The organism is Catalinimonas alkaloidigena (assembly GCF_029504655.1).
GTDB classification, from domain to species: domain Bacteria; phylum Bacteroidota; class Bacteroidia; order Cytophagales; family Cyclobacteriaceae; genus Catalinimonas; species Catalinimonas alkaloidigena.
In genome coordinates this window covers 2,761,174-2,782,849 of the sequence record NZ_JAQFIL010000001.1, presented here as the reverse complement: position 1 = coordinate 2,782,849, position 21,676 = coordinate 2,761,174, and the positions used below count along the sequence as shown (strand labels likewise).

Annotated in this window: 17 protein-coding genes; 6 read left to right on the top strand and 11 right to left on the bottom strand. The window is 42.0% G+C overall.

Going from position 1 to position 21,676, the window contains the following annotated elements; genetic code table 11:
* Positions 1 to 135 precede the first annotated feature (135 nt).
* Complete coding sequence (locus OKW21_RS11390) at positions 136 to 579, bottom strand: hypothetical protein (protein WP_277479558.1); 444 nt, start codon at positions 577 to 579, stop codon at positions 136 to 138.
* Between the two features lie 323 nt (positions 580 to 902).
* Between OKW21_RS11390 and OKW21_RS11385 the strand changes: the two genes are divergently transcribed.
* Positions 903 to 1,739, top strand: coding sequence for a manganese catalase family protein (locus tag OKW21_RS11385; RefSeq protein ID WP_277479556.1), 837 nt, complete (start codon positions 903 to 905; stop codon positions 1,737 to 1,739).
* Between the two features lie 69 nt (positions 1,740 to 1,808).
* On the opposite strand, the gene OKW21_RS11380 is transcribed toward OKW21_RS11385, so the two are convergent.
* The 5 genes from OKW21_RS11380 to OKW21_RS11360 form a co-directional block, all read right to left on the bottom strand.
* Positions 1,809 to 3,311, bottom strand: a complete 1,503-nt coding sequence (locus OKW21_RS11380) for an FAD-dependent oxidoreductase (protein WP_277479552.1) — start codon at positions 3,309 to 3,311, stop codon at positions 1,809 to 1,811.
* Between the two features lie 139 nt (positions 3,312 to 3,450).
* Positions 3,451 to 4,284: a cytochrome c oxidase assembly protein gene (locus tag OKW21_RS11375; RefSeq protein ID WP_277479549.1), complete on the bottom strand. Its 834-nt coding sequence runs from the start codon at positions 4,282 to 4,284 to the stop codon at positions 3,451 to 3,453.
* 1 nt (position 4,285) lies between these two features.
* Positions 4,286 to 4,771 (bottom strand): DUF2243 domain-containing protein, encoded by a 486-nt coding sequence (locus OKW21_RS11370; RefSeq protein WP_277479547.1) that lies wholly within the window; start codon positions 4,769 to 4,771, stop codon positions 4,286 to 4,288.
* Between the two features lie 65 nt (positions 4,772 to 4,836).
* On the bottom strand, positions 4,837 to 5,613 hold the full coding sequence (locus tag OKW21_RS11365) for an SDR family NAD(P)-dependent oxidoreductase (RefSeq protein WP_277479545.1): 777 nt from the start codon (positions 5,611 to 5,613) through the stop codon (positions 4,837 to 4,839).
* 277 nt (positions 5,614 to 5,890) lie between these two features.
* Positions 5,891 to 7,135 carry a CYP152 family fatty-acid peroxygenase CypC gene (locus OKW21_RS11360; protein WP_277479543.1) on the bottom strand — a complete coding sequence of 415 codons (1,245 nt, stop codon included), beginning with the start codon at positions 7,133 to 7,135 and terminating at the stop codon, positions 5,891 to 5,893.
* A gap of 454 nt (positions 7,136 to 7,589) precedes the next feature.
* Between OKW21_RS11360 and OKW21_RS11355 the strand changes: the two genes are divergently transcribed.
* From OKW21_RS11355 to OKW21_RS11335, 5 genes are all read left to right on the top strand, one after another.
* Positions 7,590 to 8,243: a response regulator transcription factor gene (locus OKW21_RS11355; RefSeq protein ID WP_277479541.1), complete on the top strand. Its 654-nt coding sequence runs from the start codon at positions 7,590 to 7,592 to the stop codon at positions 8,241 to 8,243.
* A 474-nt stretch (positions 8,244 to 8,717) separates the two neighbouring features.
* Positions 8,718 to 9,401 carry a DUF6629 family protein gene (locus OKW21_RS11350; protein WP_277479540.1) on the top strand — a complete coding sequence of 228 codons (684 nt, stop codon included), beginning with the start codon at positions 8,718 to 8,720 and terminating at the stop codon, positions 9,399 to 9,401.
* Positions 9,402 to 9,753: 352 nt separating this feature from the next.
* On the top strand, positions 9,754 to 10,914 hold the full coding sequence (locus tag OKW21_RS11345; RefSeq protein WP_277479538.1) for an acyl-CoA dehydrogenase family protein: 1,161 nt from the start codon (positions 9,754 to 9,756) through the stop codon (positions 10,912 to 10,914).
* Complete coding sequence (locus OKW21_RS11340; protein ID WP_277479537.1) at positions 10,889 to 11,638, top strand: PIG-L deacetylase family protein; 750 nt, start codon at positions 10,889 to 10,891, stop codon at positions 11,636 to 11,638. The genes OKW21_RS11345 and OKW21_RS11340 overlap by 26 nt, the downstream gene beginning before the upstream one ends.
* Complete coding sequence (locus tag OKW21_RS11335; RefSeq protein WP_277479536.1) at positions 11,631 to 12,221, top strand: class I SAM-dependent DNA methyltransferase; 591 nt, start codon at positions 11,631 to 11,633, stop codon at positions 12,219 to 12,221. Before OKW21_RS11340 ends, OKW21_RS11335 begins: the two co-directional genes overlap by 8 nt.
* On the opposite strand, the gene OKW21_RS11330 is transcribed toward OKW21_RS11335, so the two are convergent.
* The 5 genes from OKW21_RS11330 to OKW21_RS11310 all read right to left on the bottom strand — a co-directional run bounded on the left by OKW21_RS11330 (position 12,145) and on the right by OKW21_RS11310 (position 21,675).
* Complete coding sequence (locus OKW21_RS11330; protein WP_277479534.1) at positions 12,145 to 13,347, bottom strand: glycosyltransferase family 2 protein; 1,203 nt, start codon at positions 13,345 to 13,347, stop codon at positions 12,145 to 12,147. The two genes, OKW21_RS11335 and OKW21_RS11330, sit on opposite strands and share 77 nt — an antisense overlap.
* A gap of 1,298 nt (positions 13,348 to 14,645) precedes the next feature.
* Positions 14,646 to 14,999, bottom strand: a complete 354-nt coding sequence (locus tag OKW21_RS11325; RefSeq protein ID WP_277479533.1) for a helix-turn-helix transcriptional regulator — start codon at positions 14,997 to 14,999, stop codon at positions 14,646 to 14,648.
* Positions 14,990 to 18,694 (bottom strand): hybrid sensor histidine kinase/response regulator, encoded by a 3,705-nt coding sequence (locus OKW21_RS11320; protein ID WP_277479532.1) that lies wholly within the window; start codon positions 18,692 to 18,694, stop codon positions 14,990 to 14,992. Before OKW21_RS11320 ends, OKW21_RS11325 begins: the two co-directional genes overlap by 10 nt.
* 274 nt (positions 18,695 to 18,968) lie before the next feature.
* The gene (locus OKW21_RS11315) at positions 18,969 to 19,505 is read right to left on the bottom strand and encodes a hypothetical protein (RefSeq protein WP_277479529.1); all 537 of its coding nucleotides are present in this window, start codon (positions 19,503 to 19,505) and stop codon (positions 18,969 to 18,971) included.
* A gap of 823 nt (positions 19,506 to 20,328) precedes the next feature.
* Positions 20,329 to 21,675: a sulfatase family protein gene (locus OKW21_RS11310; protein WP_277479526.1), complete on the bottom strand. Its 1,347-nt coding sequence runs from the start codon at positions 21,673 to 21,675 to the stop codon at positions 20,329 to 20,331.
* Position 21,676: the final 1 nt, after the last annotated feature.

Sequence of the window (21,676 nt, the reverse complement as noted above, 5' to 3'; positions counted from 1 at the left end):
CCGGCAGTCGCCACTGCGGGCCCCGGCGGCACGGGGTGCCCCGCACAAGCCCACGGCGTCTAAGCTCCGGTTTGTGTCTCCACAAACCGGAAATGTAGTTTTTAATTCACCAACGCTTGATCCAAGTATAACTGCTCATTTTTTTGTCTTGCTAAGCGTGACACCAAAAATGAGGTGGGCAATAAATAAATGAAAGAGGTAAGATTTGAGCTGGATTCTGGGAGGGGATTGATGGGTAGCAAAAACAATTTTCCAGGTCAGCATGCCTACAAGGCTGCATAAAGCGCCATAGCTTAAGCCATCCTTCCATTCAGGAAACTTGAAAAACCTTTTCCATACAAACTGATATGCGACAGCGAAACCTGCGCCTACCAGATAATGAAGCAAAAACCCACCTATGGGCGGTTGATTTGCTTTCTTCTTCCCCGGCGTAAAAAAGAAATAACTCAGTAATTTAGGCTCTTTAAACTGATCGTTGACCAGGTAGGAAGCAGCATAACTAAAAAGCGTCATGTTAGTAGTAGCAGCTATGGAAGGATACATTATCCTTTTTAACACGCTGTCAAATCTCTTTTTCATAAGTTTAAAAAATGGTTATGGGGCAACATTCATATTTTTTGCTTTCAGAAGCTTGGTGTCATTAGATTTATCAACCTACAAATGGAGAAATAGTTAGGCTGGTAAGTACTGAAACATAATTTACTATGATTTACAAGGATGATGAATATCTAATTTTCAAATAAAATACCTTGAACCTGAAACCTGAAACTTTCAATCTACTTAGTTTACTACTCTCATTTATGTAGTGAATATTTATCAATTATCAGTTTTGTCAAGACAAAACCACTGTAATATGCTTAATATTCAGCAAACCATTTTTTAACCAATTAACTAATTTTTTTATGTTTTATCATGACGGTAAATTACAGTATCCTGTAAGGGTAGAAAAGCCTAATCCTATCTTTGCCAAAATGCTTCAGCAGGCAATCGGTGGAATAGAGGGCGAGATCCGCGTCTGTTTACAGTATTTATTCCAGGCCTGGAATGCCCGTGGACCTAAGAAGTACCGCGACATGCTGCTGGAAACTGGCACTGAAGAGATGGCGCATATTGAAATGCTCTGCACCGCAGTGGCACTCAATCTTGAAGGTGCTGATTACGCCCTGAAAGAAAAGCTGGCAGGAGAAAACCCTGTGGTAGAGGCGGTACTGGGAGGAATGAACCCCCGTCATATCCTTTCCTCTGGGTTGGGAGCGATGGCGGTGGACAGTACAGGTACACCTTTTAGTGGTGCTTATGTGGTAGGCACCGGCAATATCGCTGCCGATATGCATGCCAATGTAACGGCTGAAGCCGGGGGAAGAGCTTTGGCGACACGTTTGTATGAAGTAACCGATGACCCTGGTATGAAAGACATGCTTTCTTTCCTGATTGCCCGCGATACCATGCACCAGAACCAGTGGCTGGCTGTGTTGGAAGAAATGGGTGAAGTACATCCGATTCCTAACAGCTTCCCCCAGGAAAAAGAAGCTTCAGAATTCAGCTATGCATTTATGTCTACCAAGAAGGATGCAACAGAAGCTACTGACCCTAAAACACGCTGGACCACTGGTAAGTCCATAGATGGTAAAGGAAAATTTTCTTTCCGCATTGCCAAGCCTCATGGGCAGGAACCCGAACTAGGTATGGCTAAAGTCCCTGAAGTACATGCCCAACTCCAGCAAATGGATGGTCAGTAGATGAGGGAATTTCTAAAGCAGATAACAATGCATACCTGAAAAAGCAGATGTATTGTTATTACTGCTTTTTTATTTGTCATTATAATCTTTTCTCTCCAAATCACTAACCGCCGGGCCTACAAGCAACTTCCCTTCGGGAGTAAAACGGCTACCGTGGCAAGGACAATCCCATGATTTTTCCTCAGTATTCCAGTGTACCACGCATTTCAGGTGAGGACAAATGGGTGAAAGTGAAATGAACTGGTTTTGCTCATTGCGGTACACCGCATACTTGATGTTGTCTTTGGAAATTACCTTTCCTTCACCTCTGGGTATATTTTCAGCCTCCTTTTCCTTGCTACCCAGATAATCTTTTACAAAATCAGTGACTACCTCCATATTTTCCTTGGCCCATTCACCAAACGAAGCCACAGGTTTGAAGCGCCGTGCATCGTAGGCCTTGGCCCAGGCATTATCCTGCTTCAAAATCAAATCTTTCAGCAGCAGACCTGCCACAGTGCCATATACCAGCCCATCACCACTATAGCCCGTGGCCACATACACATTCTTAAAAGGGCTCAATCCGATATAAGGCAAACCATCTGCCGGTTCATAGTACTGTGAAGACCACTGGTATGTAAAGTTTTTGATGTTAAAATGCTCCTGCATATACTGCTTGAGCTTTTCGTAGCTGTCCTGATTCTGTTCATTGTGCCCGGTTTTATGGTCGGCACCTCCTACGGCCAGCCAGGTTTTTTCTCCCTGATGATAGTAACGCGTATAATGATAAGGCTCCTGCAAATCCCAATATAGACCTTCCGGCATATCTCTTTGCTCCACTTCACCTACCAGTATATAACTACGGTAGGGAGCTGCCATGGTCTGCAATACGTCAAAGAAAAGTGGCAGATGCGTAGCCAGTATAATCTGATGCGCACTGATTTCCCCCTTCTCTGTCAATACCTTTTTATTTTTTAGTGAGATATCCTTTACTCTGGTATTTTCAAAAACCTGTCCATTTTCCGAAGCATAAATCCATTTTGCCAGATGGTTGACATACTTCTGGGAATTAAACACCGCCTGCTCATGGTATTCAATAGCTTTTTTGATGGTGGAGGGAAAAGGAATCTGATCATGCAGAGTCACTGATAATCCTGCTTCCTGAGCGTGCTTATATTCTTCCAGCAAAAACTGCGCTTGCGCTTCAGTCTCTGCATAGAGGAAGCCCGGCAGCCGTTTGAAATCACAGCTCATCCCTTCCTGGGTACACTGTTTTTCTATATAATTGATAGCTGAAAAGCGTGAGTCGGCTACCAGACGCATCACCTCCTGGTCAAAAGATTGCTTCACATGCTGGTAACCATAGTCAATCTGGGTATTGAGGTGGCAGCTGGATAAGCCGGTAGTACCATCACCCACGGAGAAAGCTTCTACCACCACCACTTTTTTTCCGGCTTTCACCAGCTCATAAGCAGCCGTTAGCCCGGTTATCCCCCCTCCCACCACTACGATTTCAGCGGAGATGTTTTCTTCTAGCGAAGGATATGTCGCTTGCTCCTGAGCAGTATCTTTCCATAACGAAGTACTTTTCATAAGCTGTTTTTAATATGTGAAGATTTAAAAAAATAAATAGGGAGGAGCGTCTTTTGTTTTGAAATATGCAGCATTAGTACAATCAGTTTGCTTTCTTAAAATGGGAATAAGAGCATTCAGAAGTTACTAAAGTGCAAGCCTAGTTTTTAGAAAATAAATAGGCAAAGGGTTTAGAAATGCTAAACCATCTTTTTTTATGTTTTTTTACCTGACTTTGGGAAAACCTGAACCAGGCGGCGAAGAAGGCTATGGCTAAAAGTATTTCTGCCACATCACCACCATAGTACATAAGCTGGGCAGCCGCCTGTATTTGTTCAGTAGGATGAGGTGTATTTTTTGGCCATTCGTAAGCATACATCAGTTTGCTCAGATAAGCATGCGTAGCCATACTGAGAAAAAGTACGATTAGTCGTACCCGCATTGCAGGGCGATGGGGAGCAGGATCAGGACCAGCGATGGACCAGCAGAACAGATAGCCAGCCAGTAGAAAATGGAGGTGAAGTAAGTGGTGCATGTAAGGGTTTGACAAAGTAGTGGCATACAATGGCGTCAGATACAAAACGTACATCCCTCCGATATTGAGCAGCAATGCACTTAGCGGATGGCTTATCAAACGGACCGGCTTACTGCCCATGACTTGCATGATAAAGCGGGAAGTAGAAGTGGGCAAGCTACGCACAGCCAAAGTGACGGGAGCAGCCAGCACCAATGCCAGAGGTGCAAACATCCCAATCAGCAGATGCTGCACCATATGCAACCGAATGTCGTGATGCGCCATTGGCTGTAGAGAGGGGGTCAGCCCTACATAAAGAAGCAAACATCCACTTATGAAACTGAGGATTCTCCATCGGCTCCACTGTCGCCCCTGATGAATCTGCCCAATGGCTGCCCTGAGATAGGCCAACAACATCAAAGATATAAACAGCCAGGGAAGGTAGGTAAATAAATTTTCTTGCGGTGCGTGTTCTAACATCTCAATGGTTTTGATCCGTAGCTTTGATAGCAGTAAACTTCCTGGCCCGAGACAGCAACCCTACTCCTATCAGGATCAATATAAACCCTACCAGATTCCAGACCAGATCATAGGGTAACAGGTCTACGCCATAACGAATCTGGTGCAGGCGCAGTACTTTATGATCTACAAGACCATCAAAAACCTGAAAGCAACCTAAGCCCAGGAAAAACCCAGCTTGGGCATACTTGACAGAGAAGGCATGACGATGTCGCAAATCTGCCAGCATAAAGAAGCCTGCCACCAGCGCAATCAACTCCGCCGCATGCAGCAGGCCATCGCTCATCAAGCTGATGGCAGGTGTAGCCTGGTCATAGAAATGATGCCATGACAACAACTGATGAAAAACTATTTCATCCACTGCCGCCATGATACCCACGCCAATCAGGAAAGTTGTCCAAAATGAACGCCTCGGCTGAATAATAGCTTGATCATGATTTGTTTGCATCCTTTTTTCTTTGTTTGTGTAGCTCAGCAGTATATCACCAAATGATGCTTATGACTTATCTTTCATCATCTTGGACATACCTTCGGCAAAAAAATGTCGGGGACAAAATTTGTTATAAAAGCCTGTATCTTATTTTTGGCCCCTGATACAACCCGCTTATCACCATTCATCAGCGCTTCATATCCATCTCTGGCTACTTTGGCCGGATCTGATAAGCTGGTATCCTGAACCATGCGAGTATCTTCGGCATTGGCTCTTTCAAAAAATTCGGTATCGCCAGCGCCAGGACATAAAGCGGTCATCGTGACCTTGGTATCTTTCAGTTCATACTGTAAAGCTTCGGTAAAAGAAAGCACAAAAGCTTTGGATGCAGCATAAACCGCCATTTTAGGCACCGGCATAAAAGATACAACAGAGGCGAGCTGCAGTATTTTTCCTTCATTTCGTTTGACCATATCTCTCAAAAAAAGCTTGGTGAGCTCTACAAGAGAAAGCATATTCAAATGCATGATCTTTTGCTCTTTTTCCAGATCAGTGTCAATAAAATTTCCGTGACTGCCAAAGCCTGCGTCATTTACAAGCACATCCACCATCAAATTCTTAGCATTAACTTCCTCATATAGCTCCTGTGCCGAACCGGGAACAGATAGATCTTTGGCAATCACTGTGGCATTGCGGTTAGGATGTTTAGCTTTCACATCATTAGCTACCTTCTGTAGATCTTGCTCATGGCGTGCTACAAGGATTACATCATAACCATCCTGAGTAAAAAGTTTGACAAACTCTCTTCCGAATCCGCTGGTAGCACCAGAGATCAGCGCTGTTTTTGTATGAGATACCATAAATAAATTGTTAGGCAAAAAATCAGTTTAGGTATCAACCTGACGCCCAGCATTTTGTTCTTGCTACTTGAGCGTATTTACTTTTCTTGCTGTAAAGAAACACTCCTCTCTTATAAAATAAAGATGAGGGACTTAGTTTGAGGGTATTTATGATAGTCAGAAGTAAAAATATTACTAAAATCAGCTTAATGATAACTACCTAGCAATAAGATGACATTCATACATATACAATAGTAATCTTTACAAGATAAAAATGAGCCATTTGGCCCCAAAAGTATCAAATTCGTTTCACATCTTTTATAATAAACCTACTTTTCGGTAGGGCTGGCAAATCCGAGAGGCTAATCCGCAAATCCTGATCCGGCACCTGATAGCTCATTGCGCTTACTAAATTTCGCAAGGCAACTTTCATCAGCTCAATAGTCACCCACTCACCCGCACAGCGATGGTTTGTATAAAAGTCGCCTCCACCTTGGGGAATGAAATCAAAGGGGTTTTCATCCCGATGACGAAATCGGTCGGGCTTAAATTCTTCCGGTTTTTCCCACAAGCGCGGATCATGATTGGTGCCATACAAATCCAGCAGCACTCTTTGTCCGGATGGAAAACGAAATCCTTTCCAGCTAAACTCACTTTTTACACGTGCCGCTGCAAAAGGGAAAAAAGGGTAAAAGCGCCGAACTTCCTGAACAAAAAGTTTAACAAAACCATCTTCTTCCGCAAGCTTTTGCCGGTATTGAGGATATTGATACAAGGCCAATGCAGCAAAAACGATAAACCTTCCAATAGCAACGGTTGGCCGAAGTACATTGAGCACCTCTACTGCCACGATTTTCTTGTCTAATAATTCCCCCTCAGGAGTGCGATGCTGGCTAAATACTTGCAATGCAGCGCCTTCCTTAGCCTCCATCTTATGCTCACGTACTTTTTCCACCATATTTTCTATCCATTGCTCCGCTCGTTTGCGGGACAAGCGAGACTGCCAGTGTTCCAATCCTACGGCTCCTGAACCTTTGATCATGGCTGCCATTTCTTTTGTTCTTTGTTTCACTTCAGGCTCCTGCAAAGGAACACCCGCCCAACTACAAACAGCTCTAAATAAAATTTCCTCTACCTCCTCAAATAGAACAATCTGATCTTGCTGTTCCCATTTTTTGATATAATTCTCCCACTGCTTCGCTGTTAAATTGACTAATTCTTCCAAGCCTTCGTGGGTCATCAGTGACATGAACATCTGCTTGCGATGTGCGTGAGGCTGGCCATCCAAAGCCTGTACTCCCCCCTGGCCGAAGAGTGTCTTGTTAAAGCGTTTGGGAGCGGCGTTTTTTCGCTTAAAAAGTTCAGTATCATAAAAAACCTTAGCGGCTTCCTTCCCACGCATACAGATCGTCTTCTGAAAAAGGAGCCTTGTTTGAAAAACATCAGATTGATAACGCTGACACCGCTTAGAAATAAATGTATAGCCATCAGCAAGTAAAGCAATTGTGCTATCCAGCTTAGGGTCATTAGGAATTGGAGTCATAAAAATGCTTGGTTAGTGATCAAATTTGATTAAGTGGTTTATCCATTTTTTGAATGTTTCTATTTAACAAGTGGTCTTACATAAGGTTATTTTAACCCATCACACAGCATGGATAGATGTCAGGTGCATCTGAAATGCACATTCTGTTAGTCCGTGAATTATATATTGCATGGAAGCAAGGCCTATATTATCGTTAGAATCAGTCAAATTATGCTAAGTATTAAAGTTATTGAACTGTTCATTTCATACTATGAAAAGGTAAAAAGGCTCAATTTTGCTTAATATAAATACTCAATAACAAAGTGACACTTTTACACCTTGAGCAGTCATATTTAACGTACTTTGTTAAATAATTGTAATTTCCCCTGAAAAACATTAAGTTAATAATTCAGGAACCTTTTTTTTAACTCAGACAAGTTGTTTAAACCCAATTTTTTAATTTAATACATACAAGATGGATAATTGTAGAGTTGTTTTAGCAGATGACCACGCTATTCTCACTCAAGGCACTGCCTCAATTCTTTCTGATGATGATGAAATAGAAATTGTTGGAACCGCCGCCAATGGGGAAGAGCTTCATTTAAAAGTAAATGAACTCCAGCCAGATGTTATCATTGCAGATATCAGCATGCCCGGCACATCTATCTTTGATATCTCAGAGGAAATTAAGCAAAAAGGTTTGCCTACTCAGACTATCATATTTACCATGCATGACTCCCCGGCTTATGTGTATAAAGCGCTCAATAGCCATATAGCTGGCTACCTTACTAAAAATGCTGAAAGTGACGAATTAATAGCGGCCATCAAGCAGATTTGGAAAGGAAAAGAGTACTATAGCCACTCTATCAGACAGATTATTATTAAAGGATATAAAAACAGAAACCTGCAGCACATTGACAATCAGGACCCAATCAGTCACCTCTCTCCCAGGGAAAAAGAGGTATTAGACTATCTGACGAAAGGACTCAATTCAAAGCAAATTGGTAAAAAACTATTCTTAAGTGACCGTACAATTGCTAATCATCGGGCAAATATGCTGCAAAAGTGCAATGTACATAATACAGTAGAACTGGTCAGGCTGTATCTTGAAGGAGCCAATAAATGGTAAGACTTCCTTGCAGGATCACTTTATCTTAGATAGTACTTTTAAACATAACCGATAGGTCAGCACGCAATGTAGATTTGTGAATAGATGCTTTCAACATGCTGTTAACTATAAACAAAAGGACAGCTTAGCTTGAAGGAAAGTTCATTTTAATTAAACTGCTGGAAGTAATTTATGCCTTTGAACCTGCTAAAAAAAATAGAAATTAGCAATCCAGGGTGAGTCACCTATCCGATGGTTAGTGACCATGGTCTGCTAAATCACTGAATGGAATGAATTCCAGGAAATAACCGACTATGAATATATTTAATAAATGTGCTTCATAGATGATTCCTGTTTATTTTCCTTACATTCAATCAATAATGACTACTCTTCCCGAAGGATGTATAGTTCATGTCATTTTACAAAGCGTTACCTACTAAACTACAATAATCAATTTTATTACGAAAAAACTAACAAACTGATACCCAATATGATATGTGTTTTTCAGCAGAGGCAAGTTTTGGAGCAGGTGCAGTAATTGCAGTAGTGGGTGCATTTGCCATGCAAAAAGCTTCAACCGCATCACAAGGTGGACTTGCCGCTATACCTTTATTTTTTGCCATTCAACAATGTCTGGAAGGGATGCTGTGGATAACAATACATCATCTGGAATATTTACTTTGGCAGCAAATTGGCACTTATGGTTTTCTTCTATTTGCCTGGGTAGTTTGGCCGGTATATATTCCTTTCGCCATCAGATTACTTGAAAAAGACCCAAGACGAAGAAAGTGGCTTGCTTTACTGATTGGAGTGGGATCATTTGTGTCGCTTTGCTTTGCTTATATCTTGATTTTTCATCATGCTGAAGCTAGCATAGCCGGTAATCATATTACCTATACGCAGGATTTTCGGTATGACGAGCCTTTTAGTTGGATTACAAGTGCTTTTTATTTTATACCCATAGCACTATCTCCATTTGTTTCAAGCATCAAAAAGATCTGGTTCTTAGGAATTACGATTATTACCTCTTTTATTATCACCAAAATCTATTTCCAGGACCATCTTATTTCAATATGGTGTTTCTTTGCTGCCATCATGAGCATTTTGGTTTTATGGATCATACGCAAGCTCAGAAAAGTCCCTCATGGAAAAGATTATGACTTGGCTAAAGCGTACTGAGAAGCTTCAAAGACAATGTAACCCTCGATACGGCTTTCGTTTGCCACGTAAAAGAATAGTTAACTAGCATGATTTCGGCTAACACACAAAAAAGTAGAAGTACCGACTTTCTCAGATCAGGCATTGAGAAACAAGTTTTTGAACGATCGGAATAAATACGATCAGGTTTATTCACATACCACAAAAGACCAGTCCGGCACAATTTTATTTTGTCGCTATTGGCAAAGCAGTCCATACATAATTTCGTAAATACTGAGTCCGAATATACCTGAATAAGTGAGTTACTCAATTCTTAAAAACAAGTGATGCATTTATTTGATTAATAAGTAATCACATTTTTTAAACTTATTAAATGGAACTACCCACTGAAATACTGCTTTCTCCACCCTATCAACCCTGGCCAAAGATAGAAGAAGTAAGTGCAAAGCTGGATGCGATGCGGGCACCGACCTGTTCTCCCAGAGGAAAATTTCCTCAGCAGGAGTTTGCTCTGCTTAGAGAAGCTGGCTTGCTAAACATTAGTCTGCCAAATCAACCCTTAGATTTTCGTGAAAGAAGAACTCCTCACTTACTTCAGCTACTCAAACTGATTGGTAAGGGTAATTTGTGTGTAGGCAGAATTTACGAAGGACACATCAATGCCTTATACCTGATCCATCGGTTTGGCAGTGCATCGCAGCAGGAACATATGTATAAGGAAGTCTACCAGGAGCAGCAACTGTTTGGCGTTTGGAATACGCAAGCTCAGGACGGCATTGTCATTCGCGAAACGAATGACGGCCGATATGTACTAAGCGGATCCAAAACTTTTTGCTCCGGAGCCGCGCATGTAGGACGACCCATTGTTACTGGTCGACTCATCCGGAAAAGCGGTCAGGAAGACGGTTGGCAAATGTGCTTGGTACCTCTGGACCAGCTTGATCTACCGATAGATACTTCTTTCTGGAACCCCTTAGGTATGCAGGACAGTGTGAGCTACAAAATAGACTTTACCGGCGTGGAACTCAAAGAACAGAACTTATTGGGCCTCCCTGACGATTACCACAGGCAGCCCTGTTTTAGTGGGGGTGCTATTCGTTTTGCAGCAGTACACTTAGGGGGAGCTGAAGCCATTTATGATGCCTGCAGAAAGTTTTTGAAAGACCTTAAGCGTACAGAAGATCCTTATCAGCAGATGCGATTGGGTGAAATAGCTGTATTAATAGAGTCAGGTAACCTTTGGATACAACAAGCCGGAGCAAAAGCGGATCAGCCCCTCACGACTGACCAACAGATTAATTACGCAAACATGACCCGGATGGCCATTGAGAAGATCAGTCTGGAGGTAATGCGCCTTTCAGAACGTTGCGTAGGGGCACGAGGCCTGTTGCCTCCACAACCTTTTGCACGTCTGCATACGGATCTAACAACCTACTTACGTCAACCTGCCCCAGACCAGGCGTTGGCAAAGGTAGGCGAGTACGTAAGCAAACAAAATCAACCAGCTCATGACCACTGGTCTACTCAGTCCTAAAGAACTATTCGAGCGCGCTCCGCTCTTCCCCACCGATACCGTAGCCCAGTGGGGTAAGACGCTTGTAGTTGCTCCCCATGCCGATGATGAAACACTGGGGTGTGGAGGGGCAATAGCGGCACTGTGCCGGCGCAAATTGCCGGTTCATATTCTGATGGTCAGTGATGGCAGCATGTCACACCCACGTTCTGAGAAGTTTCCTGCACCGATACGAATCGTGATACGGGAAAAAGAGGCCCGTAGGGCTTTGAAACTATTGGGAGCCGATCCGGAATTAAGTCTTTTTTTACGCTTACCCGATACACAGGTACCCTTTCCAGGCCATGTTGAATTTGCATCTGCCGTGGAAGCAGTGCGTGCCTACCTGGAGCGAATCCAACCAGATACTATCCTGCTTCCCTGGCGAAGAGATCCTCACTGCGACCACCGGGCAAGCTGGGAAATCCTTCGTGCCGCACTCACTGAAAGCAGGATGAAAACCCTCTGGCAGGAATACTTTATCTGGACCTGGGCTTCAGTACAGGCAGCAGATCTTCCCCGACCTGAGGAAGGGAAACTATGGCGCTTATCAGTAGAAGAATCTTTGGAACGAAAGAAAAAAGCCATAGAGGCACACGTATCACAAACTACCCGGATGATTGATGATGATCCGGAAGGTTTTATCCTCAAGCCCGAAGTCATTACACATTTCACACAACCCTTTGAAGTTTACCTCCATGCCTAAACAATCTTTACCCCCTCAGTACTTTGATAATATGTACGAGCAAGACCCAGATCCCTGGCAGTTTGCCAGCAGCGACTATGAACGTAAAAAGTATTTAGAAACGATTCACGCGCTTCCTAAATCCCGCTATGACTACGGTCTGGAAGTAGGCTGCTCTATTGGTGTGCTTACCGAAATGCTGGCTCCTTATTGCAAGCAGCTGTTGTCAATAGATGCCAGCGAACTTCCTTTGCGGCAGGCCCGTGAGCGGCTGAAAGATCAGCCACATGTGTGTATAGCTCCCATGCGCATCCCCGAAGTCCTGCCTGAACAAGCTTTTGATCTCATTCTGATCTCAGAAGTAGGGTACTACTGGTCTCATGAGGACCTGGCTGCTGTACAGGCTTATATTAGCAAAGCCCTTTTACCGGGGGGGCACCTGCTACTGGTACACTGGACACCCTATGTAGAAGACTATCCGCTAACCGGCGATGAGGTTCACGAAGCATTTAGCGTTTTTGCGCAAACTAGCCAACAGCTAACGCACCTTCGTCACCAGCGGCATGAGCAATACAGGCTGGATCTGTGGGAGGCGAACTTCTGACTGCAGACCGGGTGTAAATTAAGGGAAGTTGCTGGCTTAGCTGTCGGATGGCTTGGTCTATCGGTACTGGATGAAAATGACGCAGCAGATAGTCCTGTATTTTCTCCGATTGCATCACCCCATCTAAGAAAGTACCAAAATAGCACGTACTGATCATCTGCTCGTAGAATTCATGTAGGGAAACTCCAATATGCTGAGAAAGATTTGTTAATTGTGCATATGAAGCATCATGCCAAATGGTGCGCAGGCGATTTCGTAAGTACAGGCGAAACTGACATTCCGGTGCTCCGGCAACTTCAGGTAATTCGCCCCGGCGTCGCATGCTAGCCCAATCCTGTAACTGTCTGGAAAATCCCAGGCTGGCTCGGCCCTGCTGGCGAGTAGAGGTATATACCTCTACCTGTGGGCAATGGCGAATCCTTGCATCTACCTTTTGAATCGCATGGTAAAAATATAGATCTTCCAGGTAGGGGACTACCGGCAGGCGCCCTGCCTGCTCATAAAGTTTAGCACTTACTGCCAGGCTGGGCCCAAAAAACTGAAAGTGCTTTGGCCAGGGATCGTGAGGTAAAGGATCAATTAAGGTTTCCAGTCGGGCCAATAAGAATCTGTATTTTACGTCCATCAAGTGATACCATCGATAATCAGAGGACTGGGGAATAGTCAGGATTCGCCCTCCTACCGCATCTAAACCTTCCGCAAATGACTTTAATATATAAAATATCCAGGTAGATCCCACCGTACTGTCGCCATCAGTAGAAGCGATAACACCTCGGGGACGTCTCAACAGGGAAAAACGAAAAAAAGCTTCATCCATTAGGATACGTCGAACGTAGCCGATGTGCGCCTGCTTTGGCGGAAAATGTTTTTCTATGATGTGCAAGGCTAGATCAGGATAATTGTAGGCAAACTGGCGGGCTATCCTGGCAGTATCATCCGTACAATTATTAACCAATAAGATAAGCTCGTAATGACGTTTGTTCAATGGCTTCCCATCAGCATCTACCTGATCATATAATGCCTTTAATGTTGAAAAAATAGAGGGTGCTTCATTTTTAGCAGGTATAATCACCGAAAGCTGTAACTGCTCATCGGGCTGGGTGGTGCATAATTCAGGATTTAGCAAAGGTGTAAGATCTAGTAGTTTAAAAAATACAACTCACCTTAAACTGTGTTGCATTCTAATTAGTTTGTTGATGCAAAAAAATACAGGTTTATACCCATATTAATGGAGATTATTACTTCATCTAATGACTTGCGGCTCTAGTCATTATCCTCAGGGATTTCTTGAAAAGCAGGTCTGTTCTTTATTGGGTCGCAGCTAACAATAGCAAAGCATCGTAACAAAAGAGAAAACCATAGTGGATTTGATGAACCTGAATCATCAACCACTTATACAAGCCTGAGTAAAGGCAAACCTAAGGTATCAGGCTTTACTACATGAGAATTATTATTGATCACTAAGTACGCAAAGCATACACAATATACGCTGAGGGTTGATTTACTTAGAGATATGATCATTTATGGCGATTGTCATGATAATGCTGTATCAGATGTCTTGCCGCGGGTACGAAACGTTCTGATTGGGCACGCCTTATTGGGGTTTGCTGCCTCTACTCTTTATAGGGCTTAATTTGGGTAATCTCCTCAATGTATTTCAGGCTAAACTTTATTAGTAAATATTTCGCTTTAGATGAGATATTTTACTCAAATTTAACTTTCCAAAATCATTTGCGTTAATTTTATGTTAAGAAATCATTAACTTTATGTTACGCATAAGATTACATTCTGCTTGACATTTGTTTTCTGTTTATCAGTCAAATAGAACTATTATTTTTTTAACATCTGTCAAATAAGGTTCTTAAAAGAAGTTTGTAGCATATAATTTTTAAGATAAAATAAAAGAAAGATGAAAACTCCATATGAAAAAACATATAAGTACAGTTTACAACGTTTATTAATTGGTAAAACAAAAAAGAAATCGCGTAGTTTTTACGCCACACTTATAGTGTTATATATTTTCATTTATCTTCTAGTTGAAGGCATGAAATTATTATAAAGCTGCTTTTGATTTACTCAGCTAAATCATGAGATGAGATGACAATTACTTTAGGGAAATCGATCGCTCGCAGAATTCTAAATCATGCTTAACATTTAGAATTCTGCTTTTGTTTTATAAATCTTATCTGTTACAAGGTTTTCAGTTTTTACCATAATTGCGTTTTGGCTGCAATATCCGGGTAGTTGCTAATACTAGTTTACTCACTGTGTTGTAAAGCCCCGAAGCTGTTTCTAATTCTGGGACTACCCATGCTTACTTATGGTTGCTCAAGTTGGTTATGCTAGCTTATCGCCGCAACTCAATTGAATGCTTATTTACGATGATACAAATCTAGGCTACAACTTCATGGTAAATTCAATTTATTACTGTTTCTCATGACTGATTATATATTCTGAAGGAGTCACTCCATAATATTTATGGAAATTTCTTGTAAAGTAGGCATGATCCTGATACCCTACCATATAAGCGATTTCTCCTATGTTCCCTGCTCCTTTCTCCAGTAATTCAGCTGCTCTTTTCATCCGCATGGTTCTGATGAATTCTGAGGGAGTATAGTCAGTGAGAGCCTTCAATTTCCTGTAGAGCTGCATCTTGCTCATATTCAGAGCTTCTCCAAATGCTTCTACACCAAAAGAAAAGTCTGTCATATGCTCTTCCATGACTTCTCTTACTTTTTGAATAAACCTTTCTTCTGTTGAGTTGATATTCAAAGACATGGGCTCCAGGCTAACCTGTCGGCTAATTGTTCTCTCAACTGTTGTCGGCTCGTAATCAGGTTCTCTATCCTTATCAATAGCTCTTCAGCCTGGAAAGGCTTAATGATATAATCATCCGCTCCGGTTTTAAGCCCCTCAATTTTATCACCACCACTGGCTTTGGCCGTAAGCATGATGATGGGAATGTGCGAAGTTTTCTCCTCCTGCCTGAGCTTCTCACATAAAGTGATTCCATCCATCTGAGGCATCATCACATCACTCAGGATCAGATCAGGAATATATTCTATTGCTTTCTGTAAGCCTTCCTGACCATCTCCTGCCCAACTCACCTGATACATATCCTGCAAAATATATTTGATGAAACTTCTCACATCTTCATTGTCTTCTACCAGCAAAATATGAGGAGCTTCTACTATGTCTTCAGTAGTTTGAAGGGGTAGCGTATCTTCTGAAATTTTTTTGGAAATTGGTTCTTCATGTTCATGGATCTGCACTTCTTCAAAGTCTGCTTTTTCCAGAGGTATTGTCACATAAAAACAACTGCCATTATCTGGCTCACTTTCAACTGATATATTTCCCTGGTGCAGATTAACCAGTTCACTGACCAAAGATAAGCCTATGCCACTTCCTTCTTCCTTGGTGGTGTCAGCCTGATAATAGCGGTTAAATATCCGGGATTGCTGTGCTTCGGTAATACCCATACCTGAATCCTTTACCTGTATTTCAAGAAGGCAGTTTTTTGTCTTGCCTTCTTCCTGCTTAAGGAAAGCTGAGAACAGGACTTCTCCCCCTGTAGGCGTAAACTTAAAGGCATTTGAAAGCAGGTTCGTGATGACTTTTTCCAGTTTATCCGCATCAATATACAGGACTGGGTTTTCTAAAGGATACTGAAAATTATATTTGATATTTTTGCGTTCAGCCAGTGAGCTAAAAGAAAGGACAATTCCTTTGAGAAAAGGGAGCAATGCGTAAGGCTGAAGGTTCAGCTCCAGGCTTCCTGCCTCAAGCTTGGCTAGATCAAGTAGTTGGTTAATCAGGTTCAGCAGCCTGGCAGCATTACGACCCATCATCTGGTAAAGCTCTTTCCTGGATTCATCAGCTTCTGTCAAAAGCTTGTCCAGAGGGCCGAGAATCAAAGTAAGAGGCGTACGGAACTCATGAGAGATATTGGCAAAGAACCGGCTTTTCATCCTGTCTATCTCATGCATCTTTTCAGCTTCCAGGCGCTGTATGTTAAGCTCATGTTTGAGTCTTTCTCTTTTGACGGTGTACTGCCTGAGGCTGTACAAAAGGCCCAAGCCCAAAATAGTATACAAAGCATAAGCCCAGCCGGTCTGCCACCAGGGTGGGAGGATGATGACTTGCAGGAAAGTACCTTCCTCGTTCCAGATCCCATCATTATTGGAAGCTCTGACTCTAAAGGTATATTCTCCGGGATCCAGATCGGTATAGCTGGCAAAGCGGCGAGTATCACTGTGGACCCAGTCTTTATCTAACCCTTCCAGCATATAGGCATACTGGTTTTTCTCAGGCGCATCATAGTTGAGTGCTACAAAGTCAAAAGAGATAAAGTTTTCATCATAAGGCAGATTGATGCTGTGTGAGGGAACTTCTCTTTCTTCTTCCATCACTTGGAAGTTCGTGATGTAAACCGGAGGTTCTTTCGTATTGCTCTTGATACTATCAGGATAGAATATGGTGAAGCCGTTGAGACTTCCAAACATCAGTTTATCGTTGCAACGATATGCATCCCCTCCTTGAAAATGATTGGCAGGCAGTCCATCTGTGATATCGTAATTACGGAATTCTTTTGTTTGAGGGTTAAACCGACTTATTCCTTGATTTGTACCTAGCCATAAATTGCCATTGTTATCGCTTATAATACTTGCAATATGATTATTGGGTAGCCCATCATGTTCCGTGTAATAGTCAAAACTATTGGTGAGTGGATCAAAGCGGTTCAATCCTCCCAGCATAGTACCTATCCAGATGATCCCATCTTTATCTTCGTAAAGTGCCCTCAAGTCTCTATCATTTAGCTTACCTTTGGGTGAATCAGAATCAGGCAAATAGTGCGTAAATGTACCGGTTTGAGAGTTAAAGCGATCTACTCCTGCGCCCAAGTAACCTATCCATATCTCTCCTGTACTACTGACGATGAGATCAATTACATCAAAGCTATGAATTACGGAGTTACTTTGAGGGGCCAAGCTGGCAGAGTCATTTATGTCAAAAAGATAATACTCGAAATGGCTTGACTCAGGATCAAATGAGGAGATGCCCATGTTACCCCCGAGCCACAACATACCTGATGTATCTTCATCAATACACTGCACAGTTATATCAGTCAAGTACTGGGTAAATTTCTTTGTATTTCTATCCAGGAGTAGCAAAGCTTCTGATGTACCTACCCAAAGTCTTTTTTCACGATCTTCGTAAACTGACAATACATTGCCAGCAGCTCGCTCACTTGAATGGGAAAGGTAGGTTGGAAAATGTTTAGCCTGGCCTGTTTCAGGATCAAACTGATACAATTCCTTGTTTATGGAAAACAATGAATTGGTCAGCCAAATCATACCGGTGTGATCCTCCACTAGTGAACCAATCTCATTTTCCTTTAGCCAAACTGACGGTAAGGTGGGAGTTATCTGGTAAGTCAGGAATTTTTTTGCATGGGCTACATTCACGCCATTCTCAGTACCTATCCAAAAAGCACCTGTACGATCCTGATAGACTGTCTTAACTCGTTCGTGGCTTATACTTCCCGGTTTCATTGGGTCATACGGGAACGTAAAAACCTCTTGGGTTTCTTTATTGATACGTTGCAAGCCTTCAAAAGTAGATATCCATAGATAACCTTGAAGGTCTTCATAGATGCCATTAAAACTCCAAAAAAAAGTCTTGTTTATTAACCCTTCAGGATCAAAACGAGCAAAACGCGTTGGTTCTTGCTGAGTATCTAAGCAAAACAGGCCTTCACCATTTGTTCCAGCCCATAGTATACCTTTCTTATCAATGTAAAGGGACCACACTCCGGGCTGTTGAGCTAACGTGCTATCCAGTAAAAAGGGCATGTATTCGCCAGTTTTCCGATCTAACAAATAAACTCCTCTTTCATGACCCGCCCAAAACCGGCCCTTTTCGTCTTCAATTGAAGTCAGGTTCATCCCATGTCTGGCTGGATGAGGGTAGAGCATAAATTGATGGCTGATTGGATCAAAACGAGCTACCCCTCCAACGGCACTAATCCACAGAAAACCTTCTTTATCTTCATAAATGGAACCTAAAGTGTTCCAAAAGCCGGTATAATTAGCCCTGATTTCAAAGCGGGTAACCTTACCGGTAGATTTGTCTATCTGGTGGAACCCACCTCCAAACGTAGTCACCCATAATCTTCCTTCTCGGTCCTCATGGATATCAGAAATGATGTTATGATGTAATGTGTTTTCCGGATCCTCCGGATCCGGTTTTAGCACAGTAAAACTATACCCGTCATATTTGTTTAATCCATCCAGCGTACCGAACCACATAAAGCCTTCACTGTCCTGGATAATACTCCAAACATTATTGTTGGAAAGCCCTTGGCGCTCGCTTAGTTGCTCAAAGTGAAAGTCTTCATTTTGTGCATGACAAGTGCAGGGATGAAGGTAAAATAAGAGTAACGAAATTGTTATCGGGGCAATCCTGGATTTCATAGGCCAGAAATTTTAGCGTTGGTATGTATATCATGCTCTATTTAACTTCTCTTCCTCGACAAGAAAATCTTTGCAGAAGGTAGTAAATATTACAATTAACATCCATTGATCTTCTTTTTTCAATAGGAAGGAAATCAAATACTTACAGCCGTTAAACTAAATGTTTACATGAATTCCAGTTAGTATTATTATTACAAACCCTGGTGGTTTTGTAACAAAGTTCTTCTTCAGCAACAGCGTAGTGTGTTTTTATCGCTTAATATATTGCTTCTACCTATTGGAAATCCTGAAGAGCAGTAAGAGGGACAACTTCTGGCTGACCTTTTAATATTTCTACCACTGTTCTGTCTAAGCGATAGGCTTCCTGTTCCCATGGATTATTTCGCCGATTGAAGTCACTTTGCCTGTAGAGCTTACGTTTCCATAATACTTTTTTTGCTGAGAGCAGCTGAAGTTCACCCTTAACATATTGCTTGATATGAATCATCTCATGGGCCAACACATACTTTTGTCGTAATGGATTCAGTTGAGCATCTATCTTTACTCTGAATACTTTACCTTTTTTATCTCCCTGAAATGACAATAAGGCAGTTTGTTTTATAGTAAAGCCTTCCAGCTTTTTAGGCATCAGTTTAGAAAAACTAATATGGATGTAGATGTGCTCATGTACATCAAGATGATCCAGATACTTCAAGACCATATTAACTACCGCAGTAGAGTCTTCATTTGCCCATACTTTCACAATGGGTTGTGCATTAATTTTTTGTGAGCAGCTAAGAAGCAGGACTGATAGAATTATTATGAATTTCATAGCACTAGATTTAGTATGTTTTCTAATGCCTGAAATCTAAATAGCCTTCCTAAGTGAGTGTTATTAAGCTTATTACACTGATTAGTAAATTTATTACCTGTTATTGCAGCTTATCAATACAGCAAACTATGGTTAGTAATTTTGAATCATTATTTATCATATTTACTGCAAATGGATAGTTTTTAGTTCTAAATGCTTGGGTTACTCCAAGTTTATTTTTGGCTCACCTTGTTCTGATAAGGGCTAGGTCCACTACTCATCTTTCTGTTTTTATCATGGTTGCTGAAATCCAAGTTATCTTTAGAAACCAAAAGCAACCTTCTATAAATCAGCAGTACCGTTTCCTAAAAAACCATTACTAGCACTATTCAATTTTTTTAATCAACAAATGAAGTAGCTCCACATAAGCAGTAGCCTCGTTTAAAAGTTTATGCCTTATGTAATTACTGATTGGTTCTGATCATGAAGTTGTCGGTCATGTCGGTCAGAATAAGCCCGAGAAGTTTATTAAAAGTTTTGACTATGCCGGTGCTAAAAAACTACCGTGTGCTGTACTTCTCCCCACCCTGCTTTATAAATTGGCTTGGGGACATTGATTCAATCGGCTTAAACAGTAGTGTCTTACAGTAGGAATAAGTGTGTTATCTTATTATCAGATCTAGAATGAGCCTCATCTATCGCGAAAAACAAAAATTCTTTTGTAGGTCAAACAAGATAGCATTATGATGCAGATTATTGCCTGCATCATAATGCTTGGTTTGTAGGTTTATATTTTATGTTAGCTAATTGTCCAGCACCAAGGGATGAGTTGAAAATTGTATCATCACAAATCCTGATTCCACCATTTATCCAGTTCTTTTCTTAATTCTTTGACAACCTCCGGATGTTTAGCCGCTAAATTTTCCTTCTCGTAGGGATCTTTGAAGACATTATATAATTGCACTTCTTTGTCCTGCAAATTGGCAACATCCGGTACTATCAGTTTCCATGGGTTTGTAATAATCATCCGGCTTTCAAGGCTTTTCTCCGGTTTGTCAACATGGATCATATCATGCGAATAATCCAGACTAAAAACCTTGTCCCTGGCCTGCAATGCTTTGGTATCCATCACATTAATTCCCTGCATTTCCGGCAGAGGGTCCAATCCGGCAGCTACCAGGCTGGTCACCGCCATATCAATACTACTGACCAGGGTGCTTGTATCCATTTTGGCAGTAATCTTAGCCGGCCATTTGAATATGATTGGCGTTCTGATCCCCATGTCTTGTGGGGCCTGCTTAGAGCCCGGTGCATACTTGTTGGCAACATGGGGGTCCTGAATCCACCCGTTATCAGTGACATACACCACCATCGTATTTTCGGTCAAACCTTCTTCTTCTATCCGATCCAATAGCTGTCCGACGGTAATGTCCAGCCACTCGCACATTGCCCAATATGCAGCAACAGATTCTGTAGGTGCCTGTGGTAAATACTTTTGCAATAAGAAGTCAGGCGGATTGTGTGGAGAATGGGGTAAAAAAGGAGCATACCACAGAAAAAATGGTTTATCCTGATTTTTTGCCAAATCCATAAAATCAAAGATCGGCTGCATTCCTTCCCTCCCAATTTTCAAACCTTCGTCCCCATGACGCCCTCCTTTCGCTGGATCTCCGTGTGTCATGCCATGGGTAAAGCCTCCTTCCTTCCAATGGCCACCCCACCATTTTCCCGATTGAAAGGAAAGGTACCCGTTTTCTTTCAATAAGGCGGGAACTGTGGGGTGTTTTTGAAACTCATCCAGATATGCTTTATAGTGCTTTGACCTTTCCACCTGCCATCCCTTACTATATTGCTTCTTATCAGAAGTAAATGTGGGATCATTTCCTGTAATCCCATGCTGATGTGGGTATAAGCCTGTTATAATAGAGGCCAGCGAAGGACTGCACAAAGGCGCAGTAGAATACCCACGGGTAAACGTCAAGCCATCATGAGCCAGTTTATCAATATTGGGAGTCTCTATAAAGGGATGACCCATAAAACTGTAATCACTCCAAGCCTGATCATCTGAAATGATATAGATGATGTTGGGCTTTGATGCCTGTCCGTATGCCATTGATCCTAACAGAAGAAGGCAGACAAAGCATAAGGATTGTCTGGTATTTACGCCTCTTTTTTTTATGTTTTTCATCATA

Excerpts from the sequence above, each read along its gene's own strand:
- OKW21_RS11370 (WP_277479547.1), bottom strand. The coding sequence starts at position 4,771 with ATGCAAACAAATCATGATCAAGCTATTATTCAGCCGAGGCGTTCATTT.
- OKW21_RS11365 (WP_277479545.1), bottom strand. The coding sequence starts at position 5,613 with ATGGTATCTCATACAAAAACAGCGCTGATCTCTGGTGCTACCAGCGGA.
- OKW21_RS11345 (WP_277479538.1), top strand. The coding sequence starts at position 9,754 with ATGGAACTACCCACTGAAATACTGCTTTCTCCACCCTATCAACCCTGG.
- OKW21_RS11375 (WP_277479549.1), bottom strand. The coding sequence starts at position 4,284 with ATGTTAGAACACGCACCGCAAGAAAATTTATTTACCTACCTTCCCTGG.
- OKW21_RS11350 (WP_277479540.1), top strand. The coding sequence starts at position 8,718 with ATGTGTTTTTCAGCAGAGGCAAGTTTTGGAGCAGGTGCAGTAATTGCA.
- OKW21_RS11310 (WP_277479526.1), bottom strand. The coding sequence starts at position 21,675 with ATGATGAAAAACATAAAAAAAAGAGGCGTAAATACCAGACAATCCTTA.
- OKW21_RS11335 (WP_277479536.1), top strand. The coding sequence starts at position 11,631 with ATGCCTAAACAATCTTTACCCCCTCAGTACTTTGATAATATGTACGAG.
- OKW21_RS11320 (WP_277479532.1), bottom strand. The coding sequence starts at position 18,694 with ATGAAATCCAGGATTGCCCCGATAACAATTTCGTTACTCTTATTTTAC.
- OKW21_RS11360 (WP_277479543.1), bottom strand. The coding sequence starts at position 7,135 with ATGACTCCAATTCCTAATGACCCTAAGCTGGATAGCACAATTGCTTTA.
- OKW21_RS11355 (WP_277479541.1), top strand. The coding sequence starts at position 7,590 with ATGGATAATTGTAGAGTTGTTTTAGCAGATGACCACGCTATTCTCACT.
- OKW21_RS11315 (WP_277479529.1), bottom strand. The coding sequence starts at position 19,505 with ATGAAATTCATAATAATTCTATCAGTCCTGCTTCTTAGCTGCTCACAA.
- OKW21_RS11325 (WP_277479533.1), bottom strand. The coding sequence starts at position 14,999 with ATGTCTTTGAATATCAACTCAACAGAAGAAAGGTTTATTCAAAAAGTA.
- OKW21_RS11390 (WP_277479558.1), bottom strand. The coding sequence starts at position 579 with ATGAAAAAGAGATTTGACAGCGTGTTAAAAAGGATAATGTATCCTTCC.
- OKW21_RS11385 (WP_277479556.1), top strand. The coding sequence starts at position 903 with ATGTTTTATCATGACGGTAAATTACAGTATCCTGTAAGGGTAGAAAAG.
- OKW21_RS11380 (WP_277479552.1), bottom strand. The coding sequence starts at position 3,311 with ATGAAAAGTACTTCGTTATGGAAAGATACTGCTCAGGAGCAAGCGACA.
- OKW21_RS11340 (WP_277479537.1), top strand. The coding sequence starts at position 10,889 with ATGACCACTGGTCTACTCAGTCCTAAAGAACTATTCGAGCGCGCTCCG.